Genomic DNA, 26,127 nt, shown 5'->3' with positions numbered 1-26,127 from the left:
GACACAAGCCAAGTCTGAATTGAAGGCGTGGCTGAGTTGGGCCACGCGCTGTCGTCTGGCACCCTTTAAGAAGTTGGCCCGCACGTTAAAGCAGCGCTTGGACGGTGTGGTGCGCGGCATGCTGGACAACCGCAGCAATGCTTATGTGGAGGCCATGAATGGTTTGCTCCAACAGGCTAAACGCGCCGCGCGTGGCTTTAGAACTGCAAGAAACTTTATCGCCATTGCGTATTTGCGGATGTCCAAGCTCAAGCATTTGCCAAGCAACCCGCTGGAGCGGGCTGTGCCCAAGAGCAACGTGCTAATCCACCGCTGCCTTTGATGTCAAGTTCCACACTAAACGACGAGGAGCCTTTGCGTTACGCTTCATTAGTCGGTAGTTTAACTGCCTATGGTGTTGCGGTGGGTTTTCCTGCATTGGCTGCTTTTTATTACTTCAAAAAATTAAACGGTTTCTTGATTTTTATAATTTTATCAATTGGTGCTGCCTTGTCTCTACAGAAATCCGCACTTGCAAATATAGCAATTGTAATTATTTTTGCTTGGTGGCTTAAGTTTATTGAATTTAAAAATATATTTACTTTTGCGCCCACAATAGGAGTTGTTGCGATATTAATTTTTTATATTTCGGAATTTAATGGTAGTCAATTTGAGACCGTTTTAAGATACATGCAGGGTGTTTTAACATCCGAAACAGAGTTATCCAATGATGTTAATTTTTTCGAATCTATGGTTGATAGATTTACTGCTTTGCCATACGAGGCGTTAATATATTTTGAAACACATGAATTTCTATACGGGGCAGGTGTATTTGGCGGTGCAGGTGCTATGGGTTATGATAATATACCTATGGCGCACAATGGTCTGATTGAATTAATTTTGATGTTTGGGGTATTTGTAGGTGGTCCAATAATTTTGTTTTTAATTTATTTGTTAATTAAATCTATTTTAATTATTTCAAATAGACTCAATGCTGCGAATACTGAAATCGGTTTTTTATCTGCAAGCTATATACAATGGTTTGTGAATTATGTTTTTAGTGGTGGTGGATTATTTCAGCCAGTTAGTGCTTCAATATTCTGGCTACTAGTTTTTCGAATGCGTTATATCTTTAAATCTGAAAAAATATAAATAATAAAATTTATTTAAATTATTAAATCTTTCATCAATTAAGTCAGGTATAAAATGTTCAAAAAATCCATTTTGATGGTCACCGGTGGCACAGGTTCTTTTGGTAATGCCGTTGTCAGGCGTTTTTTACAATCAGATATCGGTGAAATCCGCATCTTCAGCCGCGACGAGAAGAAGCAAGACGACATGCGCAAGAAGTACAACAGCCCCAAGCTGAAGTTCTACATTGGCGATGTGCGTGATTACCAGTCGGTGCTGAATGCGGTGCGGGGTGCCGACTTTGTGTACCACGCAGCGGCTCTCAAGCAGGTGCCCTCTTGCGAGTTTCATCCACTCGAAGCCGTCAAGACCAACGTGCTCGGCACCGAAAACGTGCTAGAGGCCGCCATTAACTGCGGTGTGCAACGTGTGGTGGTGCTCAGCACCGACAAAGCCGTCTACCCCATCAACGCCATGGGTATCAGCAAGGCCATGATGGAAAAAGTGGCTGTGGCCAAGTCGCGCAGCAGCGGCAGCACGGTGATCAACGTGACGCGCTACGGCAATGTCATGTGCTCGCGCGGCTCGGTTATCCCTTTGTTCACCCAGCAGATCCGCGCCGCTCAGCCCATCACCATCACCGACCCGGCAATGACCCGCTTCATGATGACCCTTGACGACGCGGTGGACCTGGTGCTCTATGCGTTTGAGCACGGCCAGCCCGGAGAGATTTTTGTGCAAAAGGCCCCTGCCGCCACCATCGATGTACTGACTCAGGCGCTGACCGGCCTGCTGGGCAAGCCCGAGCACGAGGTGCGCGTGATCGGCACCCGCCATGGCGAAAAGCTCTACGAAGCCTTGCTCAGCCGCGAAGAAATGGCTGCCGCCCAAGATTTGGGCGGCTACTACCGCGTGCCCCCCGATTTGCGCGACCTGAACTACGGCAAGTTTGTGGAGCAAGGCGAGGTGCGCATTTCTGAATCCACCGACTACAACTCGCACAACACCACCCGCCTGGATGTGCCCGGCATGCAGGCTCTGCTGATGAAGCTGCGCTTTATGCAGGCCACGCTGCGGGGGGAGGCGGTGGAGGCGGAGGAGTGAGTTGTTGTCTGTTGCATAACTTGTACACAACTCGGGTCGTTTGTCAGATGGTTACCCGATGCATAACGATATCGTTATAAACTACGCACTTCGTTGGGCGAATGACGCCGTACAGCAAGACTTGGACAAGGTGTACGAGGTCAGCGATGCAAACGGGATGTACTTGGATGAGTTGTTCGATTTTCTTGAAGAGAACATGTCGGTAAGGCTGGCGCTGGCTGAGGGACGTTTCAGACAGCTCAAGGACCCCCGGTTTGACGCGTCGCTGATCGAGTGGTCCAAGCATTGGGGTTACAACCTGTATTACCTCAAGATGTGGCACCCTGATGGTGCTTTGTTACCGGTTAGGTTGATTTATGCCGTCAATCACCAGCCGGCTCAGCAGGCAATTTGGATATTGGGCTTGATGCCAAGGGGTGATGAATATGATGAACAAAGCGAATTTGCAAAGCGCATTCGTCGTGACTATGACGATCACGGCATCCCACGTTGGCGTGCGCAATGAGCCGCTGGCGGCGGCTGTCTTGGCAGGTTTTGCGGTGTCGGCTGCAACCAAGTCGACTTATCTGCAAGTGGTAGGGGCTGCACCTTTGCAGGTCGATTCACGATCGACACAGCGCCCCCTGTCCAAGCGTCGGCAAGCGCTTTTGCAAACTGCACATGGCCAGGCCTTGCAAGTGCAAGCCTTGAAGGATTTGGGCAGCGCCCTGGATGCGCATGGTTTGGCACCTCTGGTGGCATTGCGTATGCGGTGTGGGTTGACACAAAAAGCGCTGTGCGAGGCGGCTGGTTTGCCGCAGCCTCATATTTCTCGTTTGGAAAACGGTAAGGTGCCTAACCCGGATGGTGCCACCTTGCAGCGCTTGGCTGTGGCGATGGGGGTGAGCATGGACGATGTCATGACGGCGATTCAGCAAGGGGCAATAGCATGACAAGCGAAGCTTGCCCGTTGACGGCTTTCACGTTGTTTTGTGATGACCTGCGCCAGGAAGCTGGCGGTAAGTTATCGGCCATGGGGATTTATCAGGGGGTGATGGCGATACCTGCTGATGCCGTGCTGCTGCCTAAGTTGGTGGCCTGGAGCGTCTTCAAGTTACCAGTCTCACAGGTGGATGGGCTAGCAACTGTGCTGTTGCAGGACAAAGACCGTGTGCTAAGTTCTGCGACGCTGGACTTTGCGCAGTCCGAACAGCTGGGAGCTCATGCGTTGTCTTCCGACCAAGCTGATGCGCTGGAAATGCTCAATATTCCTTTTGAGCTGACACCGTTTCGTGCACAAGTTGGGATGGAGATTCGAGTGGTTTTTGAGTCGACGAAATTTCATTACGAGAGCGATGTTTTGCACATCGTCAAAGCGGCATGAGTGAGCGGGGTGTAACCGTGAGAGTGTTAGTCACAGGGGCCAATGGTTTCATTGGTAAAAACTTGGTGGTGCGCTTGCGCGAGTTGCCACGTTTTGCGGTGACCGAGTTTGTGCGTGGCGACGATCTGGCCGATTTGCCGCAGCTGCTGGCCCAGGCCGATGCGGTGGTGCACTTGGCCGGAGAAAATCGCCCAGCAGACCCCAATGCGTTTGCGCAGGTCAACACGGGTTTGACGGTGGCCATTTGCCAAGCTATTGCAGCTCAGGTAGCCAGTGGCGGACGGCGTGTGCCTTTGGTGTTGGCTTCGTCCACCCAGGCTGAGCGAGACAACCCTTACGGACAGAGCAAGCTGGCGGCTGAACTTGCCGTGCAGGCGCTGGCCCGCAATACAGCCAACCCGGCGGTGGTGTTCCGCTTGCCGGGAGTGTTTGGAAAATGGTGCAAGCCCAACTACAACTCGGTAGTGGCTACGTTTTGCCACAACATCGCCCGGGGCTTGCCCGTGCAGATCAACGACCCGGCAGCAAGCTTGCAGCTGGTGTATGTGGACGATGTGGTCGCGGCATTGGTGGCGGCGGTGGATGCAGCTCTGGTGGACGATGCGCAAGGGGTAACTCAGGGCGTGGTGTCCCCGGTTTATCAAACCACGTTAGGTGAGTTGGCCGCGCAGATTCAGGCTTTTGGCGATTGCCGCACCACGCTCATGAGCGAGCGTGTGGGCACCGGGCTGGTGCGGGCGCTGTATGCCACGTATGTGAGCTATTTGCCCAATGAGCGTTTTGCGTACGATGTGCCGCAGCACGCAGACCCTCGCGGCGTGTTTGTCGAGATGCTCAAGACCCCAGACAGCGGGCAGTTCAGCTATTTCACGGCCCACCCGGGCATCACGCGGGGCGGGCATTACCACCACACCAAGACCGAGAAGTTTTTGGTGATCAAGGGCACGGGGCTGTTCCGCTTCAGGCATTTGCTGACAGACGAGCGCTTTGAGCTAGCCACATCGGGTGACAAGCCCCAGGTGGTGGACACCATTCCGGGTTGGGTGCACGACATCACCAACGTGGGCGACGATGAAATGGTGGTGATGCTGTGGGCCAACGAAGTGTTTGATCGAGCCAACCCGGATACGCTGGCGAGCCCCATCTGAACATCAACACTGTGATCAGATCTTTTGCTTTACCTGACGGCATCCGTGTCATGTCCTTGTTCACGCAGGATGCGGCGCTGAAGCAGCACTCGGCTTATCGGATGGCTAAGGCGGGCGACCAGAATGCGGCTTTGGACTTGGTGATTGATCTGGCAGTGTCTTGGCTTTATGGTGAGCGGACGCGTTTCGAGCCAGGTCTGTTTTTTGTTGCGCCACATGAAAAGTGTGTACGTTTAATCAAGGAGCGGTTTGATGATAAATTCACCCAAGTCTTCGGAGTCGAGCATGCCGCATTCACAGCCAATGAAGCTCAAGACATTGCGGGTTTCAGATCAACTGACACCCTCCGAAATCGACGTGCTGCGGCAGAGCAAGAAATCGATCGCCGCTTACGTTCAAAGGGAATTGCCCGAACTTCTCAAGCAGCATCAGCTGGGCTACGTTCTGAACAAGACCTGAACGACTCGAATCTTGGCACCCTGAAAAAGGTGCAGTGACCGCATGGTGACACCGTCACCGTGCGGTTTTTTTATTAAAAAAAAAGATGAAAAAACTCAAAATCATGTCGGTCGTGGGCACGCGCCCCGAGATCATTCGGCTGTCTCGCGTGTTGGCTGCGCTGGACGCGCATTGTGACCATGTGTTGGTGCACACCGGGCAAAACTACGACTACGAGCTGAACCAGGTGTTTTTTGACGACTTGGGCGTGCGCAAGCCGGACTTCTTTTTGAACAGCGCCGAGGGCAGCACGGGCGCGGCCAACACCATTGGGAACCTGATCACCGGAGTCGATGGTGTGCTGGCCCAGGTGCAGCCCGAGGCGATGCTGGTGCTGGGTGACACGAACAGTTGTTTGTCGGTGATTCCGGCCAAGCGGCGCAAGATACCGATTTTTCACATGGAAGCTGGCAACCGCTGCTTTGACATGCGGGTGCCCGAAGAGACCAACCGCCGTATCGTGGACCACACGGCCGACATCAACTTGACCTACAGCACGATTGCCCGCGATTACTTGCTGCGCGAGGGTTTGCCTCCAGATCAGGTCATCAAGACCGGCAGCCCGATGTATGAGGTGCTGCACCATTACTTGCCGCAGATTCAGGCGTCTGACGCGGTGGCGCGTTTGGGCTTGGTTGCGGGTCAGTACTTTGTGGTGAGTGCGCACCGCGAAGAAAACATCGAGTCTGAAAAGTCGTTCACCAAACTGGTGGCAGTGCTCAACAGCGTGGCCGAGGAGCATGGCCTGCCGGTGGTTGTGTCGACGCACCCGCGCACGCAAAAGCGGGTGGACGCCACGGGCACACAGTTTCACCCCAATGTGCGCCTGATGAAGCCGCTGGGTTTTCACGATTATGTGAATCTACAGATGAACGCCAAGGCGGTGTTGTCGGACAGCGGCACGATCAATGAAGAGTCGTCGATATTGAACTTTCCGGCGCTGAATCTGCGCGAGGCGCACGAGCGCCCCGAAGGCATGGAAGAGGCCGCCGTGATGATGGTGGGTCTGGAGTTGGACCGCGTGCGCCAGGGCTTGGCCATTGTGGCCGCGCAGGCGCGGGGCGAAAAGCGCGATTTGCGCCTGGTGGCTGACTACAGCATGCCGAATGTGAGCGCCAAGGTGCTGCGCATTGTTCACAGTTACACCGATTATGTGAATCGGGTGGTTTGGAAAAAGTATTGATTTGGTTGAAGTGTGAATATTCTGATCGTTAGTCAATATTTCTGGCCTGAAAACTTCAGGATCAATGATCTTACTCAGGAGCTTGTGCAGCGCGGACATTGTGTGACGGTGTTAACCGGCGTGCCCAACTATCCGAGTGGCCTTGTTTTTGATGAATATCGTAAGAACGCTAAGCCGTTTGATCAGTACTGCGGCGCGAAAGTGGTGCGAGTACCGATGTTGGCACGTGCCAGCGGCGCTGTACGCTTGTTTTTGAATTACCTGAGTTTTGTAATCGGTGCTTGCTTTTTCGGGCCTTGGCGCTTACGACATGTAGAGGTGGATGTGATCTTTGTCTTTGAACCATCGCCAGTGACTGTTGGATTGCCTGCTGTATTGCTAGGGCGCATCAAACGGGCACCAGTGGTGTTTTGGGCATTAGATTTATGGCCCGAAACATTGGCTGCAATTGGTGTGGTTCGTTCGCCAAGGGTTCTAAGATTGGTGGGGCAGTTGGTGAGATTTATTTATGAGCGATGTACCTTGGTCTTGGGACAGTCGCGTGGATTTTTAGTGAGCATTGCCAAGTACTGTTCAGATGCTCTAAAAATTCGCTATTTCCCGAGTTGGGCTGAGCAAGTCTTTAATGCCCATGATCTGGTGCCAGCGCCTGAAGTGCCTGTTCAGGAAGGTGTATTCAATGTGGTTTTCGCTGGGAATATTGGCGAGGCTCAGGATTTGCCTTCGGTCTTGGTTGCTGCTGAATTATTGAAAGATAACGCGTCAATTCGTTGGCTGATCGTGGGAGATGGGAGGCGCTCTGACTGGCTTGCACAGGAAATTGCACGACGAGGATTGGAACGCAATGTGGTTTTGTTGGGGCGCTTTCCAGTAGAGCGCATGCCATCTTTTTATGCACATGCAGATGCGTTGCTTGTCTCACTGAAAAAAGATCCAGTATTCAGCATGACTATTCCAGGAAAAGTGCAGTCGTACTTGATGGCGGGTATACCTATATTGGGAATGTTGGATGGTGAGGGCGCAAAAGTCATTTCAGAGGCAGATGCGGGCTTAGTTTGTGGTGCAGGAGACGCGAATGGCTTAGCTGCTGCTGTACTGGAAATGCGCAGTATGAATAGTGATCAATTACAGCGGTATGGTTTGAACGGCCGTTCATTTGCTGAAAATGAATTTGGACGTGATGCCTTGATGGATCGTTTGGAAGGTTTTTTCCATGAAGCGATTGCTCTGTATAGCCGACAAAAGGTGATCCGATGATTTTGCTAACGGGTGCTACAGGATTTGTAGGTCAGGCTGTTCTACGCCGATTGTTGTCTGACGATGTGTCGCAGAAGGTGGTCGTTTCGATTAGAAAAAATGGGACTGTTTGGCCTGCACAAGTTAAACCATTGGTGATGGGTGATTTGCAGCCAGATACAGATTGGTCTGATGCTCTGGATGGGGTGTCACTTGTAGTTCACAGCGCTGCTCGTGTGCACATCATGCAGGATCGGTCAGTTGATCCATTGGCTGCGTTTCGACTTGTTAATGTAGCTGGGACCTTGAACCTGGCTCGGCAAGCAGCCGCATCAGGCGTCAAGCGATTCGTGTTTGTCAGCTCGGTTAAGGTCAATGGCGAGTCCACCGCTATTGGACAGGCATTTTCCGAAAATGACATGACATCTCCACAAGATGCCTATGGGCAGAGCAAGCACGAAGCAGAACAAGGGCTGCGGCAAGTGGGCGCTGAGACCGGCATGGAGCTTGTCATTATTCGTCCACCTCTGGTGTACGGCTCAGGTGTAAAAGCAAATTTTGCTGCACTGATGCGGGCAGTTCAGCGTGGCTGGTTTTTGCCCTTGGGTGCAATAAATAATCAGCGCAGTTTGGTGGCTTTGGACAATCTTGTTGATCTGATCGTCAATTGCTTGCATCACCCCAAAGCCGCAAATCAGACTTTTTTGGTGAGCGATGGACAAGATCTGTCTACAACTGAGTTGGTGCGCGGCATTGCGCAAGCTGCCATGGTCTCGCCGCGATTGTTACCTGTGCCAGTGAATGTGTTGCGGGCTCTCGCTAGCTTGGTCGGAAAGGATGATGCCGTTGAGCGCTTGTGTGGCAATTTGCAGGTGGACATTGCCAAAGCAAGAGATTTGTTGGGTTGGGTACCACCAGTGACTGTGCAAGAAGGTTTAAAAAGGGCGATGAACGGATGAAGAGAATATTTGACTTGTTTCTTGCACTGTGTGCTACTTTAGTCTTGGTGTGGCCTATTGCGCTGGTTGCGCTGGCGGTACGTTTAACTTCACCGGGGCCGGCTTTGTATTGGTCAGATCGTGTAGGACGACGGAATCAAATTTTCAAAATGCCAAAATTTCGCAGCATGCGAATCGGCACGCCAGCAGTTGCTACTCATTTACTGGCTGACCCTCAATCACACCTGACCCCTATTGGTTCATTCTTGCGCAAGAGCAGCCTAGACGAGTTGCCCCAGTTGTGGAGCATTTTGGTGGGGGACATGAGTTTTGTCGGCCCTCGCCCAGCATTGTTTAACCAAGATGATTTGATTGCCTTGCGAACAGCGCAGGGGGTGGACAAATTGGTGCCGGGTTTGACGGGCTGGGCGCAGGTTAACGGGCGTGATGAGTTGCCGATTCCCCAAAAAGTGGCACTGGATGTTGAGTATTTGCAAAAGCAAAATTTGTGGTTTGACATTCGGATTTTGTGGTTGACCTTTGTCAAAGTGGTTCGCCGAGATGGGGTGTCACATTGACAGATATAGCAAAGTTGAAGCCTGGTTTGTTGATCGTCGGGGCTGGTGGCCACGGTCGCTCTGTCGCAGAGGCCGTATTGATGGCGGATACCTATGCCTTGGTGGGGTTTTTGGATGACGGTGCATTTGACGAGGGGGCTCAAGTGTGGGGTTGGCCAGTGCTGGGTGCTGCCAACGACTTTGAAACCTACAAAGTGCATGCCACGCATGCCATCGTCGCTATTGGCAATAACTTGCTTCGACAAAAGATATGTGAACAGTTGCGAGATTCTGGGTTTGCACTGGCCAGTGTTGTTCACCCAAAAGCCATAGTGTCTCCAAGAGCCCTGCTGGGGGATGGGGTTGCCGTAATGGCTGGAGCCATTGTGGGCACCGAAGCTCAGTTGGGGCAAGGCGTGATTGTCAATTGCGGCTCGGTGGTCGATCACCATGCACGAGTTCACAACTATGGGCATTTGGGCGTGAATGCTTGCATGGCTGGTGGGAGTGTCTTGGGTGAGCGGGCATGGATGCAAGCAGGATCTGCCATTGGTTATGGTGTTGAAGTTCCAGATGATCAAGTGCTCATGCCTGGAACGGCGCTTGGATGAAATGCATGGATATTGAATGGGTGCCATGAAGACAACTTCTTTGACAGATTTTTTGCTGTTTCTACCGCGCCCCGTGAAGCGCTCAATTGCATTGGGCGCTGATGCCCTGATGTGCGCCATCACCGTATGGATGGCGTTTAACTTGCGTCTGGAGTCTTGGACGGCTTGGTCACCTGCGCACTTCACGGCTTTTGTGGGGGCTGTGGCTTTTGCATTGCCGCTGTTCATTGTGTTTGGTTTGTACCGGGCCATTTTTCGTTATGCGGGCTTGCCTGCTTTGATGACGGTGTTGAAGGCGGTGGCGATTTATGCGGTGATTTATTGTCTGGCGTTCAGTGTGGTGGGCGTGCCCGGGGTGCCGCGTACCGTGGGCGTTTTGCAGCCCTTGTTGCTGCTGCTTGGCGTGACCTTGTCGCGTGCATTTGTACGCTATTGGTTGGGCGGTGTTTATCAGGGCATTGTTGGGCGAGGTGATTCGCCTCGGGTGTTGATTTATGGTGCTGGCTCAGCTGGGCGCCAGTTGGCAGCGGCTTTGAAGACCAGCCCCGAGTTGGTGGTGGTGGGCTTGCTGGATGACGACGACCGTTTGCATGGGCAGGTGCTCAATGGCTTGAAAATTTACAACCCGGCCAATGTGGTGCCTTTGGTGGCCAAGCTGCGGGTGACGCAGGTGTTTTTGGCCATTCCCTCAGCGTCTCGCGCCCGGCGCAACGAGATTTTGGAGCTGGTGCGTGCAGCCCATGTGCAAGTGCGCACTTTGCCGGGCGTGCTGGAGATGGCCCAGGGCAAGGTGCAGGTGTCTGACTTGAAAGAGCTGGACATCGAAGACCTGCTGGGCCGTGACCCGGTGCCGCCCAACCCCTTGATGCTGGCCAAGAACATCACCGGCAAAGTGGTGATGGTGACGGGGGCAGGTGGCTCGATTGGCTCGGAATTGTGCCGGCAGATTGTGAAGGCAGGGCCTTCTGTGCTGCTGTTGGTGGAGCTGACCGAGTTTGCGCTGTATGCCATTGAGCACGACTTGCAATGCATGTTGTTGGAAGAGTCACCTGTGGATGTGCGGCTCGTGCCACTGCTTGCGAATGTGCGTGATGCCTCGCGCATGGACGAGATTTTGCGCACCTGGAAGCCGCACACGGTTTACCACGCAGCCGCTTACAAGCATGTGCCACTGGTTGAGCACAACCCTGCAGAGGGCGTGAAGAACAATGTGCTGGGCACCTTGAACACAGCGCAGTTGGCAGCAAGGCACGGGGTGTCTGATTTTGTGCTGGTCAGTACTGACAAGGCTGTACGGCCCACCAATGTGATGGGGGCCAGCAAGCGCCTGGCCGAGATGCTGCTGCAGGCGATTGCGGCTCGGGGTGATGAGACAGGATCGCCGCGCTTCGCTCGCGATGACAAGACGGTGACCCGTTTTTCCATGGTGCGGTTTGGCAATGTGCTGGGGTCTTCCGGCTCGGTGGTGCCCTTGTTTCGCAAGCAAATCAAGGACGGTGGCCCGATCACGCTGACGGATGAGCGCATCACCCGTTATTTCATGACCATTCCGGAAGCGGCGCAGCTGGTTATTCAGGCTGGTGCCATGGCCAGTGGGGGCGACGTATTTGTGCTGGACATGGGTGAGCCAGTCAAGATCATTGATTTGGCTGGGCGCATGGTGGAACTGTCGGGTTTGAGTGTGCGAAATGATGCACACCCCGAAGGTGATATTGAGATAGCAATCACTGGCCTGCGGCCTGGTGAAAAGCTGTATGAAGAGCTGTTGATTGGTGATAATCCCCTGCCGACAGGGCACAAACGCATCATGAAAGCGCATGAAGACTTTTTGCCCTGGCCCGATTTGCAAGCCAAACTGGATCGCTTGGGCTTGGCGCTGGATGGCAATGATGTGCCTTTGATCAGGGTGCTCTTGAAAGAGTTGGTGCCCGGCTATCAGCCTGATGGCGAAGTGGTGGATTGGGTGTGGCTGGAGAACGGCCGGGCGGCTTGATTGGGTGGGGTGTAGTGGCGTTGGACAAAGTGTTGCTAGAAACTGTCTTGCAGCGCAGACCCATGTGATAAAGCCGCTTGGCTTGAGCACGCAAATTGACCTCGATGTCGCGCAAAGACTCGCGGTAGGTCAATTGAGCAAAGGCCATGGTCAAGAACTGGTCCATGCAGGTGAAATCTTGAACCTTGTGATCGCCTCGGTGCTTGGCAACGCAGCGGCGAAACGTGCTCAGCGGCAAGAACGCCATGAGTTGAGAAAAAACAAGCTTGCCTTGGTTCATTGCGGTCCTTTGCGTGCGAACGCGAAAGACCATAAATCATGGAATCGAAGTTCAAATCGAGACCAGACTGAAATGCCAAAAAACCAAGGTAAATCATTAACTTACGAAGCCCTGATGTGAAAACGTTGGGACACTACTGTTTATGAATATCAAAATTAATTTCTTAAAATTGTTATTTTGGATTTTTGTTTTGTTCGTTTCCATAAGTAGCCTCAATAGCAAAGCTGCTGGTATGGCTTGGCTGGCTTTGTTGCTCTGTGGGCTTGGAGCAATGTTTGGAAAACGTTTGAGCCACACGGGCTCCAAGGGAACGAATGAGACGTTGGCAAAAATATGGCTGATTGCAACTGTGTTGGCATTTTTATTGAAAATCGTCCCTACGATTTATTGGAATGACAGTTGGGGCGAGCGGCATGCGGAAATTCGTTTGTTGTTGGGCGCTCTTGGGACCTATGCCCTGTGTCGATGGGATGTCATTAGAGAAGAGAAAGTTTACCTAATGGCTTGGGCTGTAAGTTTTAGTTGCGGATTGGCGATGTTGCTCATGTTGGTCAGTGTGCGTGAGGCTGCTCCGACTAACCCAATACCTTGGGCTGCTGCAATCGCACTGTGTAGCGCGTGGTTAGTTTCGATTGGTTTTTCTCATCAAGTTTCAAGCACATCAAGATGGGTATGGGGCATTGGCTCATTGATGGGTCTGATCGCTGTTTTGATCAGTGAGAACCGGGGTGCTTATGGCTTGGCATTGTTGTTGCCAGTTGTTTGGATGAGGCGTTTAAGTTTTTTTCGATGGATACGTTTACGAGACGGGAGATCTGCTTATTTACGGTTGAGTGTTGTCGTTTTAGTCATCCTGATTGGTGGTGCACTATTCTCACAGACTGCCATTGTTCAGCGTCCATTGCAGCGCATTCAAGTAGCCATAGATGAAGTCAAACTGAGTCATGAATCTTTAGAGGCCAATGTCAATGGTTCGATTGGCGCTAGGCTATTTCTGTGGGCGCACAGTGCTTCATTCATTGAACAATCACCTTGGATCGGTCATGGTCAGGTCGCGAGAAAAAATGCAATTGTGGAGTGGGGGAAGGAAGCCAATTCAGACCACATCCAGTCACTTGGGCATGTACACAACGAGTACCTGCACACCTTGATGGATTATGGTGTGTGGGGGTTGGCTAGCTTGATGTGTTACGCAATGGGTATGTTCATATTGGTTTTGAGAATGCGTTCAATTGAATCAGTTACACAAGCCTGGGCCATGGGGGGGGTGTTGTTCATTCATATGACCACAGGACTTACTAACGTCAACTTTGCCCACAACTACTACCCAACTATGCTGTCAATCATGATCAGCCTAATCCTTCTTACTCCGAGCATTAAATGCAATGTGCCGCGAACGGGTTAGTACCCCTCAGGATTCTACGATTGCCAGCGCCACGCATCGGCGCACATGCGGTCAACGTCGAGTTGTGCTTTCCAGCCGAGGGCGGTTTCTGCCAGTTGGGTGTCGGCAAAGCATGACGCCACATCGCCGGGGCGTCGTACTACAAATTGATAGGGAATGGCCACGCCGGTGACGCGTGAAAAAGTGTTGGCCAGATCCTGCACGCTCACGCCGCGGCCGGTGCCCAGGTTGACAGTGATGCTGGCTTGTTTTTCTTGCAGGTAGCGCAGCGCCGCCAGGTGGCCTTGGGCCAGGTCCACCACATGGATGTAGTCGCGCACGCCCGTGCCGTCGGGAGTGGGGTAGTCGTTGCCAAAGATGCTCAAAAATTCGCGTTTACCCACGGCCACCTGGGTGATGAAAGGCATGAGGTTGTTGGGGATGCCGTTGGGGTGTTCACCGATGGTGCCGCTGATGTGGGCACCCACGGGGTTGAAGTAGCGCAATATGGCAACGTGCCAGCGCGGGTCGGCGGCTTGCAGGTCGCGCAGGATGTCTTCGCAAATGAGCTTGGTGCGGCCGTAGGGGTTGGTGACCTGCAGTTTGCTCGATTCGGTGATGGGCACTTGGCTGGGGTCGCCATAAACGGTCGCCGATGAGCTGAATACGATGCGCCGAACATCGGCGCGGTCCATGGCTTGCAACAGGCTGAGTGTGCTGCCAATATTGTTGTCAAAGTAGCGCACGGGCTGGCCTACCGATTCGCCCACGGCTTTGAGGCCTGCGAAATGGATGATGCCGCTGATGGGGTGTTGGGCAAATACGGTGTCCAGCGCTGCGCCGTCGCGCACGTCGGCCGCATAAAGCTGAATTTTTATCCACACAGGGCTTTGAGCCTGTCGAGCACCCGTATGCTGCTGTTGCAGAGGTTGTCCATGATGACCACATGATGGCCTGCATTCATGAGTTCGACCGCAGTGTGTGAGCCGATATAGCCTGCGCCGCCGGTGATGAGGATTTTGGATGTGTAGGAGTTTGCGTTCATATTTTTCGATGATAGCGTTCCTGCCAGAACAGGTCATGCTACTTGCTTGTGGTCTCTTGTGGGCCGGTGGTCGAAGACCCCGACGATTGGCCGCGAAAAGGCGCGATGCCTGCGCGTGCGATGGCCGTGAGGCGCAGATACGTCGGACTCTGCGAGTGCCGACCTACGGGACGTGTCGGACTCTGCGATTGCCGACCTATGGGACGTGCCTTGCGTAGGTCGGTGGTCGAAGACCCCGACGATTGGCGGTGATCAGGCGCGATGCCTGAGCGTGCGATGGCTGTTAGGCGCAGATATGTCGGACTCTGCGAGTGCCGACCCACAGACGATGTCGTAGGTCGGTGGTCAAAGACCCCGACATGGGCTGACACGTTGCGATGTTTTTGTCGCAGCAGAGGTGGCAGTCATCACGGCCGCGATGACACCCAGATGCCCGCAACGATCAGCGCAAAGGCCAGTGCATGGTAGGCGTGTGGCAACTCGCCCAGAAAGGCGGCGGACAGGATGGCGGCAAACAGGGGCGTGAGGTTGGCAAAAAAACCGGCCATGGCCGGGCCCGCTTGCTGCACGCCCAGACCCCAGCAGCGGTAGGCCAGCACCGCCGGCCCCACGGCCACAAAGGCCAGTGTGGCGATCAAGGGCCAGCCCCAGGTGATGTGGGCATCGGTCAGGCCCCATTCGAGCCCGGCAAACAGGCCAGACCAGCCCAGCCCAAACACCACTTGCGCCAGCAAGAAAGCCGCCCAATTCTGGCGGATGGCTTCGGGCTCGTCCTTGCGCATGAGCAGCCAGCTGTAGGCGGACCAACAAGCCGTGGCCAGCAAGATGAAAAAGTCTCCCACGACCAGGCGCACATTCAGCAGCTGAGCGGGTTCGCCCCGCGACAACACAATGGTGACGCCCACAATGGAGAAGACGGCCCCCAGCGCTTGTGCTCGGTGCACAGGCGTGTGAAAAAACAGCGCCCCGATGGCCAACGTCCACACCGGGCCGCTGGCGGCCACCAGCGTCACGTTGAGTGGGGTGGAGGTTTGCAGGGCCAGGTATTGCAGCGCGTTGTAGCAGCCCACGCCCAGCAAGCTGAGCAGGCCAAAGCGACGCCAATGCGACCACAGCCCGCTGCCAGAGCGCAGCACCCAACTGGCCATGGGCACCAGGATCACAAAGGCCAGTGCCCAGCGTAAAAAGTTGAGCGTGATGGGCGGCACCAAGGTGCTGACCATGCGGCCCACCACGGCATTTCCCGCCCACAAAAGCGGTGGAACGGTCAACAGCAGTGCGGTGATGGGGGAGAGTTTTTGAGACATGCGGCGACTGTATCGGTGCGCGGGTTTTCCCGCTGTCGCGCAGCTGTCCATCTGAATCTGCCAAAACCTGCAATTCGTGGCAAAGTCACGCATCGTTTGTTTACCCCTACAGGAGAAATCCATGAGCCTTGCAGTCCAGATCGACCAGAACGGCGGTCCCGAAGTCATGAAACTGGTCGATGTGACCGTGGGCGAACCTGGCCCCGGCGAGATTCGCATCCGCCACAAGGCCATCGGCCTGAACTTCATCGACGTGTACCAGCGCGGTGGTTTGTACCCGCTGCCCATGCCCCTGAAGTTGGGCATGGAAGGCTCGGGCGTGGTCGAGGCCGTGGGCGAGGGCGTGGCGCACCTGAAAGTGGGCGACCGCGCAGCCTATGCCAGCCAGCCGCCCGGCAGCTATTGCGAGGTGCGCGTGATGCCCGCCAAGTGCGTGTGCAAGCTACCCGATGCGATCTCGTTCGAGACCGGCGCGGCCATGATGCTCAAGGGCCTGACGGTGCAGTATTTACTCAAGCGCACACTGCCCCAGGGTGGCCTCACAGCGGGTGACTTTGTGCTGTTCCACGCCGCAGCTGGTGGTGTGGGCCTGATCGCCTGCCAGTGGGCCAAGGCCCTGGGCCTGCGCCTGATCGGCACCGCAGGCAGCGACGTCAAGTGCGCATTGGCCCTGGCCAACGGCGCGGAGTTTTGCATCAACTATTCGACCGAAGACTTCCAGGCCAAGGTCAAAGAGATCACAGGCGGCAAGGGCGTGAAAGTGGTGTACGACTCCGTCGGCAAAGACACTTGGGACAAGTCGCTCGATTGCCTGGCGCCGTTTGGTTTGATGGCCAGCTTTGGCAATGCCTCAGGCCCCGTGGCCCCGTTTGCACCGGGCATTTTGGGCCCCAAAGGCTCAATTTACGTGACGCGCCAGACTTTGTTCAGCCACATCACCACCCGCGAAAACACCCAAGAGATGGCTGATGATTTGTTCGATGCCGTGACCAGTGGCAAGGTGAAGATCCACATTGACCAGACCTTTCCCCTGGCCCAAATTCAGAACGCCCACATCGCCCTGGAGGCCCGCAAGACCACGGGCTGCACGATCATCACGCTGTAAAGTTCATCGCAAGCCCATGTCGGGGTCTTCGACCACCGACCTGCGACAACTTTCGTAGGTCGGCACTCGTAGAGTCCGACATGTCCTCTTCAGGCCGCCAGCTTCTCGGCTGGCGCTGGGGCCACCGCGTCCAATGCGGTGCGCAGTTGCTGTAGCGTGCGTTGAACGTTGTGCCATTTTTCCAGGCCAAACAGGCCCATGCGGAAGGTGCGGAAATCGGCGGGTTCGTCGCATTGCAGCGGCACACCGGCGGCGGTTTGCAAGCCTTCGGCCAGAAACTTCTTGCTGCTTTGGATGTCGGGGTCGGTGGTGTAGCTGACCACCACGCCAGGGGCTTCAAAACCCGGCGCGGCCACGCTGGGGAAGCCGCGCTCGGCCAGCAACTGGCGCACGGCTCGGCCCAGGGCCATTTGCTCGTCACGCACCTTGTCAAACCCATAGGCATCGGTTTCAACCATCGCGTCACGCAGGCGCAGCAGCGCGTCGGTGGGCAAGGTGGTGTGGTACATGTGGCCACCGCCTTCGTAGGTTTCCATGACCTGCAACCACTTTTTCAGGTCCATCGCAAAGGTGGTGCTGGTGGTGTTGTCGATGGCTTGGCGGGCACGTTCGCTCAGCATGACCATGGCACAGCAGGGCGAGCTGCTCCAGCCTTTTTGCGGTGCGCTGATCAACAGGTCGACCCCGGTGGCTTTCATGTCAACCCACATGGCACCGGATGCAATGCAGTCCAGCACCAGCAAGCCACCCACGGCGTGCACCGCGTCGGCCACGGCCTTCAGATAGTCGTCGGGCAGCATCATGCCCGCAGCGGTTTCCACATGGGGGGCAAACACCAATGCGGGTTTTTCTGCGGCAATCGCAGCGGTCACTTCGGCAATCGGGGCGGGTGCCCACGCCGCTTGCGAGCCGTCAGCGATGCGTCGGGCCTTGAGCACGCTGTGGCTCTTGGGGATCTGGCCCATGTCAAAAATTTGCGTCCAGCGGTAGCTGAACCAGCCATTGCGAATGACCATCACATGCTGGTTGGTGGCGAACTGGCGTGCCACCGATTCCATGCCAAAAGTGCCGCTGCCCGGGACCAAGGCGACCGAGTGGGCCCCGTACACGGTTTTGAGCATGCGCGAGATGTCGGTCATCACGCCGCCAAAGCGCTTGGACATGTGGTTCAGGGCGCGGTCGGTGTAGACCACCGAAAACTCAAGCAGGCCATCGGGGTCAATCTGGGGCAGCAATCCGGGCATGGGGATCTCCGTGTTGAAAAAATCAGGTTGTGCAGCTTACATGAGATCTGGCCTTTGTGGGTGTCTTGGCCATTGGGCGGTGCGAATGGCCTCATCAGTCGCTTAGGGTCAGGAAATCGGCCATCCGCACCGCCCAATGGCCAACACGGTGGGCTTCAAGTGCTTGCGATGTCGCTTAACGCCCGCGCCGCACTCGCAGGATTTCATCCAGGATCAGCAAGGCTGCACCCACGCTGATGCCACTGTCGGCCACGTTGAAGGCCGGGAAGTGCCAGGTGCCCCAGTAAAAGTCCAGAAAGTCGACCACGTAGCCGTGCAGCAGGCGGTCGATCACGTTGCCAATGGCACCGCCCAAAATCAGCGAGATGGCCAAGCTGAAGAGTTTTTGGCCGGGGTGGGCGCGCAGCATCCAGACCATGAAGATGGCCGCGGCCACGCCGATGCCCGTGAAAAACCAGCGCTGCCAACCACCAGCACCGGCCAAAAACGAAAACGCCGCGCCGTGGTTGTGCACCCGCACCAGGTTGAAAAACGAGGTGATGGGTGTGCTGTCACCCAGCTGGAAAGCGCCCAGCACCAGCACCTTGGTGAATTGGTCAAGCAGCAGCACCAAGAGGGCGATGCCCAGCCAGACCCACAGGTTGGAGCGGTTGGCGTTTTTGAATTTGTTGGCCATGGGGGGTGTCCTGTTGTTGTGACGGGCTCAGGCCACTTGGCGCGTTTCGCCTGCACCGTGCAGGTTGCTCACGCAGCGGCCGCAAATGGTGGGGTGATCGGCGTCGTGCCCCACGTCGTCGGCGTAATGCCAGCAGCGTTCGCACTTGGTGGCTGGGCTGGCGGTGACCTGCACGGCCAGTGTCTCACCTGCATGCAAAGTGACTTTGGAGGTGATGAACACGAACTTGATGTCTGCCCCCAAACTCGCCAGCAGGGCGTGGTCAGCAGCAGGGGCGGTCAAGTCGATTTCGGCTTGCAGCGACGCGCCCACCTGGCCGGCAGCACGCAGGTTTTCGATGTCCTTGTTCACCAGGTCGCGGATTTCGCGGATGCGGCTCCATTTGGCCAACAGCGCTTCATCGGCCACACCAAAGTCGCCGAAGGTTTCCAGGAAGATGGACTCCGATGTGCCGAAAGTCTTCCAGGCTTCTTCGGCCGTGAACGACAGGAAGGGTGCCATCCAGCGCAGCATGCCGTGGGTGATGCGCCACAAAGCGGTTTGCGCGCTGCGGCGGGCCAGGCTCTTGGGGGCGGTGGTGTAGAGACGATCTTTCAGCACGTCCAGGTAAAACGCACCCAAGTCTTCCGAGCAATAGATTTGCAGCTTGGAGACCACGGGGTGGAACTCGTACTTGTCGAAGTGGGCGCGGATGTCGGCTTGCAACTCGGCGGCGCGGGCCAGGGCAAAGCGGTCGATTTCCAGCAGCTGGTCGTCGGGCACGGTGTCTGTGGCTGGGTCGAAGTCGCTCACGTTGGCCAGCAAAAAGCGCAAGGTGTTGCGGATGCGGCGGTACGAGTCCACCACACGGGCCAGGATCTTGTCGTCGATGTTCAGGTCGCCCGAGTAATCGGTGCTGGCCACCCACAGGCGAACGATTTCTGCGCCCATTTTGGAGGTGATGGTTTGCGGCTCGACGGTGTTGCCCAAGCTCTTGCTCATCTTGCGGCCTTGGCCGTCGGTGGCAAAGCCGTGGGTCAGCAGGCCGCGATAAGGAGCGCGGTCATAAAGGGCGCAGCCCAGCAGCAGCGAGCTGTGGAACCAGCCGCGGTGCTGGTCGTGGCCTTCCAAGTACAAATCAGCCTCTGGGCCTTGGTTGTGAAAAGGTGCCACGCCATACGCGTCTTTGTGGCTGCCGCGCAGCACATGCTGGAAGGTGGAGCCGGAGTCGAACCAGACTTCCAGAATATCGGTGCTCTTGGTGTAGCTGGGTGCATCGGCTGCGTCCAGAATTTCTTCCACCGTCACCCGGCTCCAAGCCTCGATGCCGCCTTTTTCGACGATGTCAGCGGCTTGGTCCAGGATGGCCATGGTGTTGGGGTGCAGCTCGCCGCTGTCTTTGTGCAGGAAGAAGGGCACGGGCACGCCCCATGAGCGCTGGCGCGAGATGCACCAGTCGGGGCGGTTGGCGATCATGTCGCGCAGGCGGGTTTTGCCGTTCTCGGGGTAGAACTGGGTTTGCTCGATGGCGTCCAGCGCCAACTGGCGCAGAGTCTTGGGTGCCTTGTCCTTCGTGAACACGCCCTCGCCCTCGTCCATGCGCACAAACCACTGGGCGGCCGCGCGGTAGATGACAGGCGTTTTGTGACGCCAGCAGTGCGGGTAGCTGTGGGTGATGGTCACGGTGGACAGCAGGCGACCCGCATTGCGCAGCGCGTCCAGCACCACCGGAATGGCTTTCCAGATGTGCAGGCCGCCAAACAGCGGGAAGTCGGCCGCGTAGGTGCCATTGCCTTGCACCGGGTTCAGGATGTCGTCGTACTTCAGGCCGTTGGCGATGCAGGAGTTGAAGTCGTCCACGCCGTAAGCGGGCGAGGAGTGGACCAAGCCCGTGCCGTCGCTGTCGCTCACGTATTCGGCCAGGTACACGGGCGACAGGCGCTTGTAGCCCGCGTCCACGTCGTACAAGGGGTGGCGGAAGTTCAGACCGCCCAGCGCTGTGCCTTTGGCCGTGGCCAGCACCGTGCCGCCTTGCAGGCCAAAGCGCTCCAGGCATTTGTCCACCAGCGACTCGGCCAGCACCAAGCAGCCCTTGTCGGTTTGCACCAGCGCATAGGTCAGTTCGGGGTGGGCGTTCAGGGCCTGGTTGGCGGGGATGGTCCAGGCGGTGGTGGTCCAGATCACGGCAAAGGCGCTTTGACCAGCGGGCAAGGCGGCGAGGCCAAAAGCGGCGGCGAGCTTGGCAGCGTCATCGGTTTCAAAGGCTACGTCCAGCGTGTCGCTTTGCTTGTCCTGGTATTCGATCTCGAACTCGGCCAAGGACGAGCCGCAGTCAAAGCACCAGTACACAGGTTTCAGGCCACGGTAGACAAACCCGCGCTCAATCACGCGTTTGAAGGCGCGGATTTCACCCGCTTCGTTGGCCGGGTCCATGGTGCGATAAGGGCGCTCCCAGTCGCCCAGCACGCCCAGGCGCTTGAAGTCTTCGCGCTGCTGGCCAATTTGCTCGGTGGCAAAGGCGCGGCTCTTGGCTTGCATGTCGTCGCGGCTCAGTTTGCGGCCATGCAGTTTTTCAATCGCGTTTTCGATCGGCAGGCCGTGGCAGTCCCAGCCGGGGATGTATTGCGCGTCAAAGCCAGCGAGTTGCTTGGACTTGACGATCATGTCTTTGAGCACTTTGTTGAGCGCGTGGCCGATGTGCAGTTTGCCGTTGGCGTAAGGAGGGCCGTCGTGCAGCACAAACAGCGGGGCACCCTGGCGGGCGGCGCGCAGTTTTTTGTAGAGGCCGCCTTCGTTCCACTCGCTCACCCAGCCCGGCTCGCGCTTGGGCAGATCGCCGCGCATGGGGAAGGGGGTGTCCATCATGTTGATGCGGGTGTCGGGGTTCTGGGTTTTGTCGGTCATGGTGCGTCAGGTCGAGAGGGCTTCGACAAGCTCAGCCCGAGCAGCTGAGCCGTTCGGAGAGATCAAGAGGGGGTGGGCCGTGGAGGTCGTTCGCCCTGAGCCTGTCGAAGGCGGCAAACGCGGGCCGGAGCGTCAAATTCGGTCGCGGGTGGTTTGGCGGCTGGTTTCGCCGTGGCGCGAAGCAAACCACGCTTGTGCATCGTCGCAGTCTTTGGCAATGCCCTTTGTCAGGGCGTCCAGACCGTCGTATTTGAGTTCGTCGTGTAATTTATGCAGCAAGTCCACGCGGATGATTTTACCGTAGCCCCCCTCAGCCCCCAGCTCGGTGGGCCAGTCGAAGGCATGGGTCTCCAGCAGCACCCGCCCGCCGTTGACGTCATTCGGGTCCAGCGAGGGGCGGATGCCCAGATTGGCCACGCCCTTCAAAGGCTGATCGGCCAAGCCATGCACCTGCACCACAAAGATGCCGCTGGCGGCAGGCTTCCAATGCGAGAAGCGCAAATTCAGGGTGCGAAAGCCGTCGCCTGCGCCCTCCGTTGTGGCAGCCAACTCGCGCCCGAGTTTGCGCCCATGTACCACATGGCCGCTGATGCTGTAGTGGCGGCCCAGCAGGGCGGCCACGTCGTTCATGCGACCTTGGTGAAGGGCCTCGCGCACGGCCGAACTGGACACGCGCAGGCCATGCACCTCGTAGCTGTTCATTCGCGCCACATCAAAGCCCAGGCCCTGACCTGCCGCGTCGAGCATGGCGTAGTCGCCCGCGCGTTGCGCCCCAAAGCGGAAATCGTCTCCTACCAGCACATAGCGCACGCCCAGGCCCTGCACCAGCACCTGCTCAATGAAGTCTTGGGGCGACTGGCTGGCCAGCCGGGCGTCAAAAGGCAGCACCACCACTTGGTCCACGCCGCAGCGCTCTAGTTCTTGCAGTTTGTCCCGCAAGGTGGCGATGCGGGCCGGGGCCAGATCGGGCTTGTTCAGGGCCTTGGCAAAGTAGTCACGCGGGTGCGGCTCGAAGGTCATCACGCAGCTGGGCACGCCCCGGTGCGCGGCTTCACTGCGCAAGAGGGCCAGCATGGCCTGGTGACCGCGGTGCACGCCGTCGAAGTTGCCAATGGTCAGGGCGCAGGCGGGGGCCAGGTCGGGGTGGTGGAAGCCGCGAAAAACCTTCATGTGCTGGAGCCGTTGTGGTGTGCAGGACCCGGGGCTTTTGGCCCTTGTCATGGTTTTGAGAAATTCAAAGGGTATATTGTGACTGAGCCCGCTCCGTTCAGACTCCGGCACCAAGCCTGGTCTGACCGGATCGAGACAGTCCCGTTTCCATGTCCGTGCTGTGCATCTGTGCCAAGGAGTCGTTTGTGAAGGTCTTGAAACTCTCTGCCCAAGGGCTGCCCCAGTCGTGGATTTCGCTGGAGCAAGCCGTCACGCATTACGCCGCCGATGAGGTGCGCTGGGAAGCGGGAGGGCAAGTGGCCGTGTTTCATGGAGGTCACAACGCCATCACGGGCGAGCAATCCATCATCACCGTCAACAGCATCATTGGCACCCAGGGCGTGCCGCGCATCAACCCGTTTGACATGCGCTCAGGCTTGACTAACCCCAAGTTGTTCGTGCGAGATCGCAATGTCTGCGCTTATTGCGGTGGGCATTTTCACGAGTCGGTGCTGACCCGCGAACACATCGTGCCCCTGGCGCACAACGGCCCCGATCATTGGATGAATGTGGTCACGGCCTGCCGTTCGTGCAACCACCGCAAAAGCAGCCGCACGCCCGAACAGGCCAACATGCCTTTGCTTTATGCCCCGTATGTGCCCAGCCTGTGGGAAGACTTCATCTTGCGCAACCGCCGCATCTTGAGTGACCAGATGGAGTTTTTGATGGCCCATGTGCCCAAGACTTCGCGTTTGCTGGTTTGACCCGGTGGGTGCTTGCGGTAGCGCCTGAAACGCCGCATCATGGCTTCCTGAAAAACAAAAAGGCCTTGGCCATGCCCAAGCGCCATCAGGGAGACCGATCATGTCCATGTTTGCGCAAGGTGCAAGGTTGCGTGTGTCGCGGCGACACGTATTGCTGTGGGGGGCCAGCCCTTGGCTGGTGTCGGCGGCGGCAGCCGAAGCAGAACGGGTACAACTGGCCTCTGTCTGGCAGCAGGGGCGTTCACCCCAGGGTTATCTGGTCAGCGAAAAATTCGATGGTGTGCGCGCCGTGTGGGACGGTCAGGTCTTGCGCTTTCGCAGCGGGCGCTTGATCGCTGCCCCCAACTGGTTTTTGGCCGCACTGCCGCCGCTGCCGCTGGATGGCGAGTTGTGGATGGGGCGCGGCCAGTTTGACCGTGTCTCGGGCGCGGTGCGAAAGGCGGTGCCAGATGATGTCGAATGGCGTGCCCTGAAGTACCTGGTGTTTGATGCATGGGGCCGTGCCGAGCCATTTGCCCAGCGTGTGCGCCTGGTGGATCAGGCCATTGCGTCGCTGGCTCAGCCTTGGCTGATGGCCGTTCAGCATGCAAATGTGCAGAGTGCCGCCGCTTTGCAAACCCGCTTGCAGCAGGTGGTGGACGGCGGCGGCGAAGGCCTGGTTTTGCACCATGCAGATGCCCCGTGGCAAGCAGGCCGCACAGACGCTGTGTTCAAGCTCAAACCCCAGAATGATGAAGAAGGGCAGGTGCTGGGCTATCAGGCGGGCAAGGGGCGTTTTGCAGGATTGACCGGGGCGCTGCTGCTGGAGACTCCGCAAGGCCAGCGCTTTGCTTTGGGCTCTGGTCTCACCGATGCTTTGCGCCGAGACCCGCCGCCTGTGGGCGCTTGGGTGACGTACCGCTACCGGGACCGCACGCCTTCAGGGTTGCCGCGATTTGCGTCATTTTTGAGGGTGCGCGACACAGAATGAAAATAACCCGGCCTCGTCGGCACTCGCAGAGTCCGACGTTAGCGGGCTTGGGTGCGGTTCTGGTGCAAAGGTTTGAGGGCTTCACCGGGCCCACGTCGGGGTCTTCGACCACCGACCTACGAGGGGGCTGCCTTGTAGGTCGGCACTCGCAGAGTCCGACGTTGGGTGGGCGTGTCACAGGTCCATGTCGGGGCTAAAGCCACCGACCTGCGAAGACACGGTTTCCCCCGCAGGTCGGCACTCGCAGAGTCCGACGTTGGGTGGGCGTGGCACATGCTCATGTCGGGGCTGAAGCCACCGACCTGCGAAGACACGGTTTCCCCCGTAGGTCGGCACTCGCAGAGTCCGACGTTGGGTGGGCTTGGCACATGCTCATGTCGGGGCTGAAGCCACCGACCTACGAAGACACGGTTTCCCCGTAGGTCGGAGCTTCAGCTCCGACACGTCGGCTGACCGACTCAGGCGAACACGCCCGCCGTCTCCTGCATGCGGGCTGACACTTCGCCCAACTGGTGCAGGGTGTCGCCAAAGGTCATGTCCAACTGCGTCAATTTCTTGAAGTAGTGGCTGGCGATGTACTCGTCGGTGACGGCAATGCCGCCGTGCAGCTGCACCGCTTGCTGGCCGATGAAGCGCATGGACACGCCCAGCTGGTACTTGGCACGGGCTAAGGCGCGGCGGCGCTCGTCGGCGGGCGCGTGCAACTTCAGGCTGGCGTAGTAGCTCATCGAGCGGCCCAGCTCCAGCTGCATCTTCATGTCGGCCACGCGGTGGCGCAGGGCCTGGAAGCTGGCGATGTTCACACCGAACTGTTTGCGCGTGTTCATGTAGTCCACGGTGATGGCCAGGGTCTTGTCCATCACGCCCACGGCTTCGGCGCAGGTGCAGGCGATGCCAATGTCCACTGCTTCTTCCAAAGCGGCCAGGCCGTTCAGGGTGATCAGTTGGGCCTGGGCTTGTTTCATCACCACTTCAGCGGCGCGTGAGCCGTCTTGTGTACCGTAGGCTTGGGTGCTCACACCGCTGGCGTTGCGTTCGACCAAGAACAGGGCGATTTGGCCATTCACGGTGGCGGGCACCACAAAAGCGTCGGCTTGGTCGCCCACGGCCACCACGCTCTTGGTGCCGCTCACGGTCCATGCGCCGCCAGATTCGCTGGCCAAAGCGGCGCAGCGGTTCAGCTGATAGCGGGCTCCGCGTTCTTGCTGCGCCAACACGACGATGGCTTCGCCTGCCGCCATGCGGGGCAACCAAGCGGCTTGCAGGGCTGCAGGCGCATGGGTTTGCAGTGTGGCGCTGCAGATCAGGGTCTGGGTGAGGGGTTCGAGCACGATGCCACGCCCGAGTTCTTCCATGGTGACCATGGCTTCGGTGGGGCCCATGCCCATACCGCCGTGCTCTTCGCTCACGTAAAGGCCAGTCAAACCCAGATCGGCCATTTCGCCGTAAGCGGCGCGGTCGAAACCGCCCGCAGCGACGATGGCGCGGCGGCGGTCAAAGTCATAGCCCTTGTCCACCCATTTGCGCACCGCGTCGCGCAGTTGTTCTTGGTCGTCAGAAAAATCGAAATCCATGAGTG

The 26,127-nt window shown here is 57.1% G+C and carries 24 protein-coding genes and 2 pseudogenes; 18 read left to right on the top strand and 8 right to left on the bottom strand.

What is annotated here, in order from left to right:
* From H663_RS29285 to H663_RS29225, 14 genes are all read left to right on the top strand, one after another.
* The coding region (locus tag H663_RS29285) for a transposase (RefSeq protein ID WP_165803887.1) at positions 1-322 on the top strand (322 nt) is incomplete at its 5' end.
* The gene (locus H663_RS41300; RefSeq protein ID WP_133239996.1) at positions 322-1,131 is read left to right on the top strand and encodes a hypothetical protein; all 810 of its coding nucleotides are present in this window, start codon (positions 322-324) and stop codon (positions 1,129-1,131) included. The genes H663_RS29285 and H663_RS41300, both read left to right, overlap by 1 nt.
* A gap of 54 nt (positions 1,132-1,185) precedes the next feature.
* Positions 1,186-2,214 (top strand): polysaccharide biosynthesis protein, encoded by a 1,029-nt coding sequence (locus H663_RS29280; protein WP_053170374.1) that lies wholly within the window; start codon positions 1,186-1,188, stop codon positions 2,212-2,214.
* Between the two features lie 58 nt (positions 2,215-2,272).
* Positions 2,273-2,719 carry a hypothetical protein gene (locus tag H663_RS41295; protein ID WP_053170372.1) on the top strand — a complete coding sequence of 149 codons (447 nt, stop codon included), beginning with the start codon at positions 2,273-2,275 and terminating at the stop codon, positions 2,717-2,719.
* Positions 2,682-3,146: a helix-turn-helix domain-containing protein gene (locus H663_RS29270; RefSeq protein ID WP_053170370.1), complete on the top strand. Its 465-nt coding sequence runs from the start codon at positions 2,682-2,684 to the stop codon at positions 3,144-3,146. The genes H663_RS41295 and H663_RS29270 overlap by 38 nt, the downstream gene beginning before the upstream one ends.
* Positions 3,143-3,577, top strand: a complete 435-nt coding sequence (locus tag H663_RS29265; RefSeq protein WP_053170368.1) for a hypothetical protein — start codon at positions 3,143-3,145, stop codon at positions 3,575-3,577. The genes H663_RS29270 and H663_RS29265 overlap by 4 nt, the downstream gene beginning before the upstream one ends.
* A 17-nt stretch (positions 3,578-3,594) precedes the next feature.
* On the top strand, positions 3,595-4,725 hold the full coding sequence (gene wbjC / locus H663_RS29260) for a UDP-2-acetamido-2,6-beta-L-arabino-hexul-4-ose reductase (protein ID WP_053171559.1): 1,131 nt from the start codon (positions 3,595-3,597) through the stop codon (positions 4,723-4,725).
* Between the two features lie 11 nt (positions 4,726-4,736).
* Complete coding sequence (locus tag H663_RS29255) at positions 4,737-5,222, top strand: hypothetical protein (RefSeq protein ID WP_133239995.1); 486 nt, start codon at positions 4,737-4,739, stop codon at positions 5,220-5,222.
* A 47-nt stretch (positions 5,223-5,269) separates the two neighbouring features.
* A complete protein-coding gene (gene wecB, locus H663_RS29250; protein WP_053170364.1) occupies positions 5,270-6,406 on the top strand; it encodes a non-hydrolyzing UDP-N-acetylglucosamine 2-epimerase in 1,137 nt (378 codons plus the stop codon).
* 12 nt (positions 6,407-6,418) lie between these two features.
* Positions 6,419-7,663 (top strand): glycosyltransferase family 4 protein, encoded by a 1,245-nt coding sequence (locus H663_RS29245; RefSeq protein WP_053170362.1) that lies wholly within the window; start codon positions 6,419-6,421, stop codon positions 7,661-7,663.
* Positions 7,660-8,601 (top strand): UDP-glucose 4-epimerase family protein, encoded by a 942-nt coding sequence (locus H663_RS29240; protein WP_053170360.1) that lies wholly within the window; start codon positions 7,660-7,662, stop codon positions 8,599-8,601. Before H663_RS29245 ends, H663_RS29240 begins: the two co-directional genes overlap by 4 nt.
* On the top strand, positions 8,598-9,158 hold the full coding sequence (locus H663_RS29235) for a sugar transferase (RefSeq protein WP_053170358.1): 561 nt from the start codon (positions 8,598-8,600) through the stop codon (positions 9,156-9,158). Before H663_RS29240 ends, H663_RS29235 begins: the two co-directional genes overlap by 4 nt.
* Positions 9,155-9,748, top strand: a complete 594-nt coding sequence (locus H663_RS29230; protein WP_420844042.1) for a NeuD/PglB/VioB family sugar acetyltransferase — start codon at positions 9,155-9,157, stop codon at positions 9,746-9,748. The genes H663_RS29235 and H663_RS29230 overlap by 4 nt, the downstream gene beginning before the upstream one ends.
* A gap of 25 nt (positions 9,749-9,773) precedes the next feature.
* Positions 9,774-11,741, top strand: a complete 1,968-nt coding sequence (locus H663_RS29225; RefSeq protein ID WP_053171553.1) for a polysaccharide biosynthesis protein — start codon at positions 9,774-9,776, stop codon at positions 11,739-11,741.
* A gap of 16 nt (positions 11,742-11,757) precedes the next feature.
* On the opposite strand, the pseudogene H663_RS29220 reads toward H663_RS29225, so the two are convergent.
* Positions 11,758-12,021: pseudogene (locus tag H663_RS29220) on the bottom strand (DUF4372 domain-containing protein); the annotation flags it as partial.
* A 142-nt stretch (positions 12,022-12,163) separates the two neighbouring features.
* On the opposite strand from H663_RS29220, the gene H663_RS29215 reads away from it, so the two are divergent.
* Positions 12,164-13,426, top strand: a complete 1,263-nt coding sequence (locus H663_RS29215) for an O-antigen ligase family protein (protein WP_053170356.1) — start codon at positions 12,164-12,166, stop codon at positions 13,424-13,426.
* A 14-nt stretch (positions 13,427-13,440) separates the two neighbouring features.
* Here the strand turns inward: H663_RS29215 and galE are convergent.
* Positions 13,441-14,450, bottom strand: a pseudogene (gene galE, locus H663_RS29210) (UDP-glucose 4-epimerase GalE).
* A gap of 407 nt (positions 14,451-14,857) precedes the next feature.
* Positions 14,858-15,757, bottom strand: coding sequence for a DMT family transporter (locus H663_RS29205; RefSeq protein ID WP_053171550.1), 900 nt, complete (start codon positions 15,755-15,757; stop codon positions 14,858-14,860).
* Positions 15,758-15,878: 121 nt separating this feature from the next.
* Between H663_RS29205 and H663_RS29200 the strand changes: the two genes are divergently transcribed.
* Positions 15,879-16,862, top strand: a complete 984-nt coding sequence (locus H663_RS29200; protein WP_053170355.1) for a quinone oxidoreductase family protein — start codon at positions 15,879-15,881, stop codon at positions 16,860-16,862.
* An 89-nt stretch (positions 16,863-16,951) separates the two neighbouring features.
* Here H663_RS29200 and H663_RS29195 read toward each other — a convergent pair whose 3' ends face one another.
* The 4 genes from H663_RS29195 to H663_RS29180 form a co-directional block, all read right to left on the bottom strand.
* Entirely contained in the window at positions 16,952-18,106 is a 1,155-nt protein-coding gene (locus tag H663_RS29195) for an aminotransferase class V-fold PLP-dependent enzyme (protein WP_053170352.1), read from the bottom strand.
* Between the two features lie 175 nt (positions 18,107-18,281).
* The gene (gene lspA / locus H663_RS29190) at positions 18,282-18,782 is read right to left on the bottom strand and encodes a signal peptidase II (RefSeq protein WP_053170350.1); all 501 of its coding nucleotides are present in this window, start codon (positions 18,780-18,782) and stop codon (positions 18,282-18,284) included.
* A gap of 27 nt (positions 18,783-18,809) precedes the next feature.
* Positions 18,810-21,665: an isoleucine--tRNA ligase gene (ileS, locus tag H663_RS29185; protein ID WP_053170348.1), complete on the bottom strand. Its 2,856-nt coding sequence runs from the start codon at positions 21,663-21,665 to the stop codon at positions 18,810-18,812.
* A gap of 132 nt (positions 21,666-21,797) precedes the next feature.
* Positions 21,798-22,835 carry a bifunctional riboflavin kinase/FAD synthetase gene (locus H663_RS29180; RefSeq protein WP_053170347.1) on the bottom strand — a complete coding sequence of 346 codons (1,038 nt, stop codon included), beginning with the start codon at positions 22,833-22,835 and terminating at the stop codon, positions 21,798-21,800.
* Positions 22,836-23,020: 185 nt separating this feature from the next.
* On the opposite strand from H663_RS29180, the gene H663_RS29175 reads away from it, so the two are divergent.
* Both H663_RS29175 and H663_RS29170 read left to right on the top strand, forming a co-directional pair.
* Positions 23,021-23,578 (top strand): HNH endonuclease, encoded by a 558-nt coding sequence (locus H663_RS29175; protein ID WP_053171547.1) that lies wholly within the window; start codon positions 23,021-23,023, stop codon positions 23,576-23,578.
* 100 nt (positions 23,579-23,678) lie between these two features.
* A complete protein-coding gene (locus H663_RS29170; protein WP_053170345.1) occupies positions 23,679-24,548 on the top strand; it encodes a DNA ligase in 870 nt (289 codons plus the stop codon).
* A 458-nt stretch (positions 24,549-25,006) separates the two neighbouring features.
* Here H663_RS29170 and H663_RS29165 read toward each other — a convergent pair whose 3' ends face one another.
* A complete protein-coding gene (locus H663_RS29165; protein ID WP_053170343.1) occupies positions 25,007-26,122 on the bottom strand; it encodes an acyl-CoA dehydrogenase family protein in 1,116 nt (371 codons plus the stop codon).
* Positions 26,123-26,127: the final 5 nt, after the last annotated feature.

The sequence above is a fragment of the Limnohabitans planktonicus II-D5 genome (assembly GCF_001270065.2).
Lineage (GTDB): Bacteria > Pseudomonadota > Gammaproteobacteria > Burkholderiales > Burkholderiaceae_C > Limnohabitans_A > Limnohabitans_A planktonicus.
The sequence above is the reverse complement of the archived record's forward strand: the minus strand, read 5'-3'. Positions and strand labels throughout refer to the sequence as shown.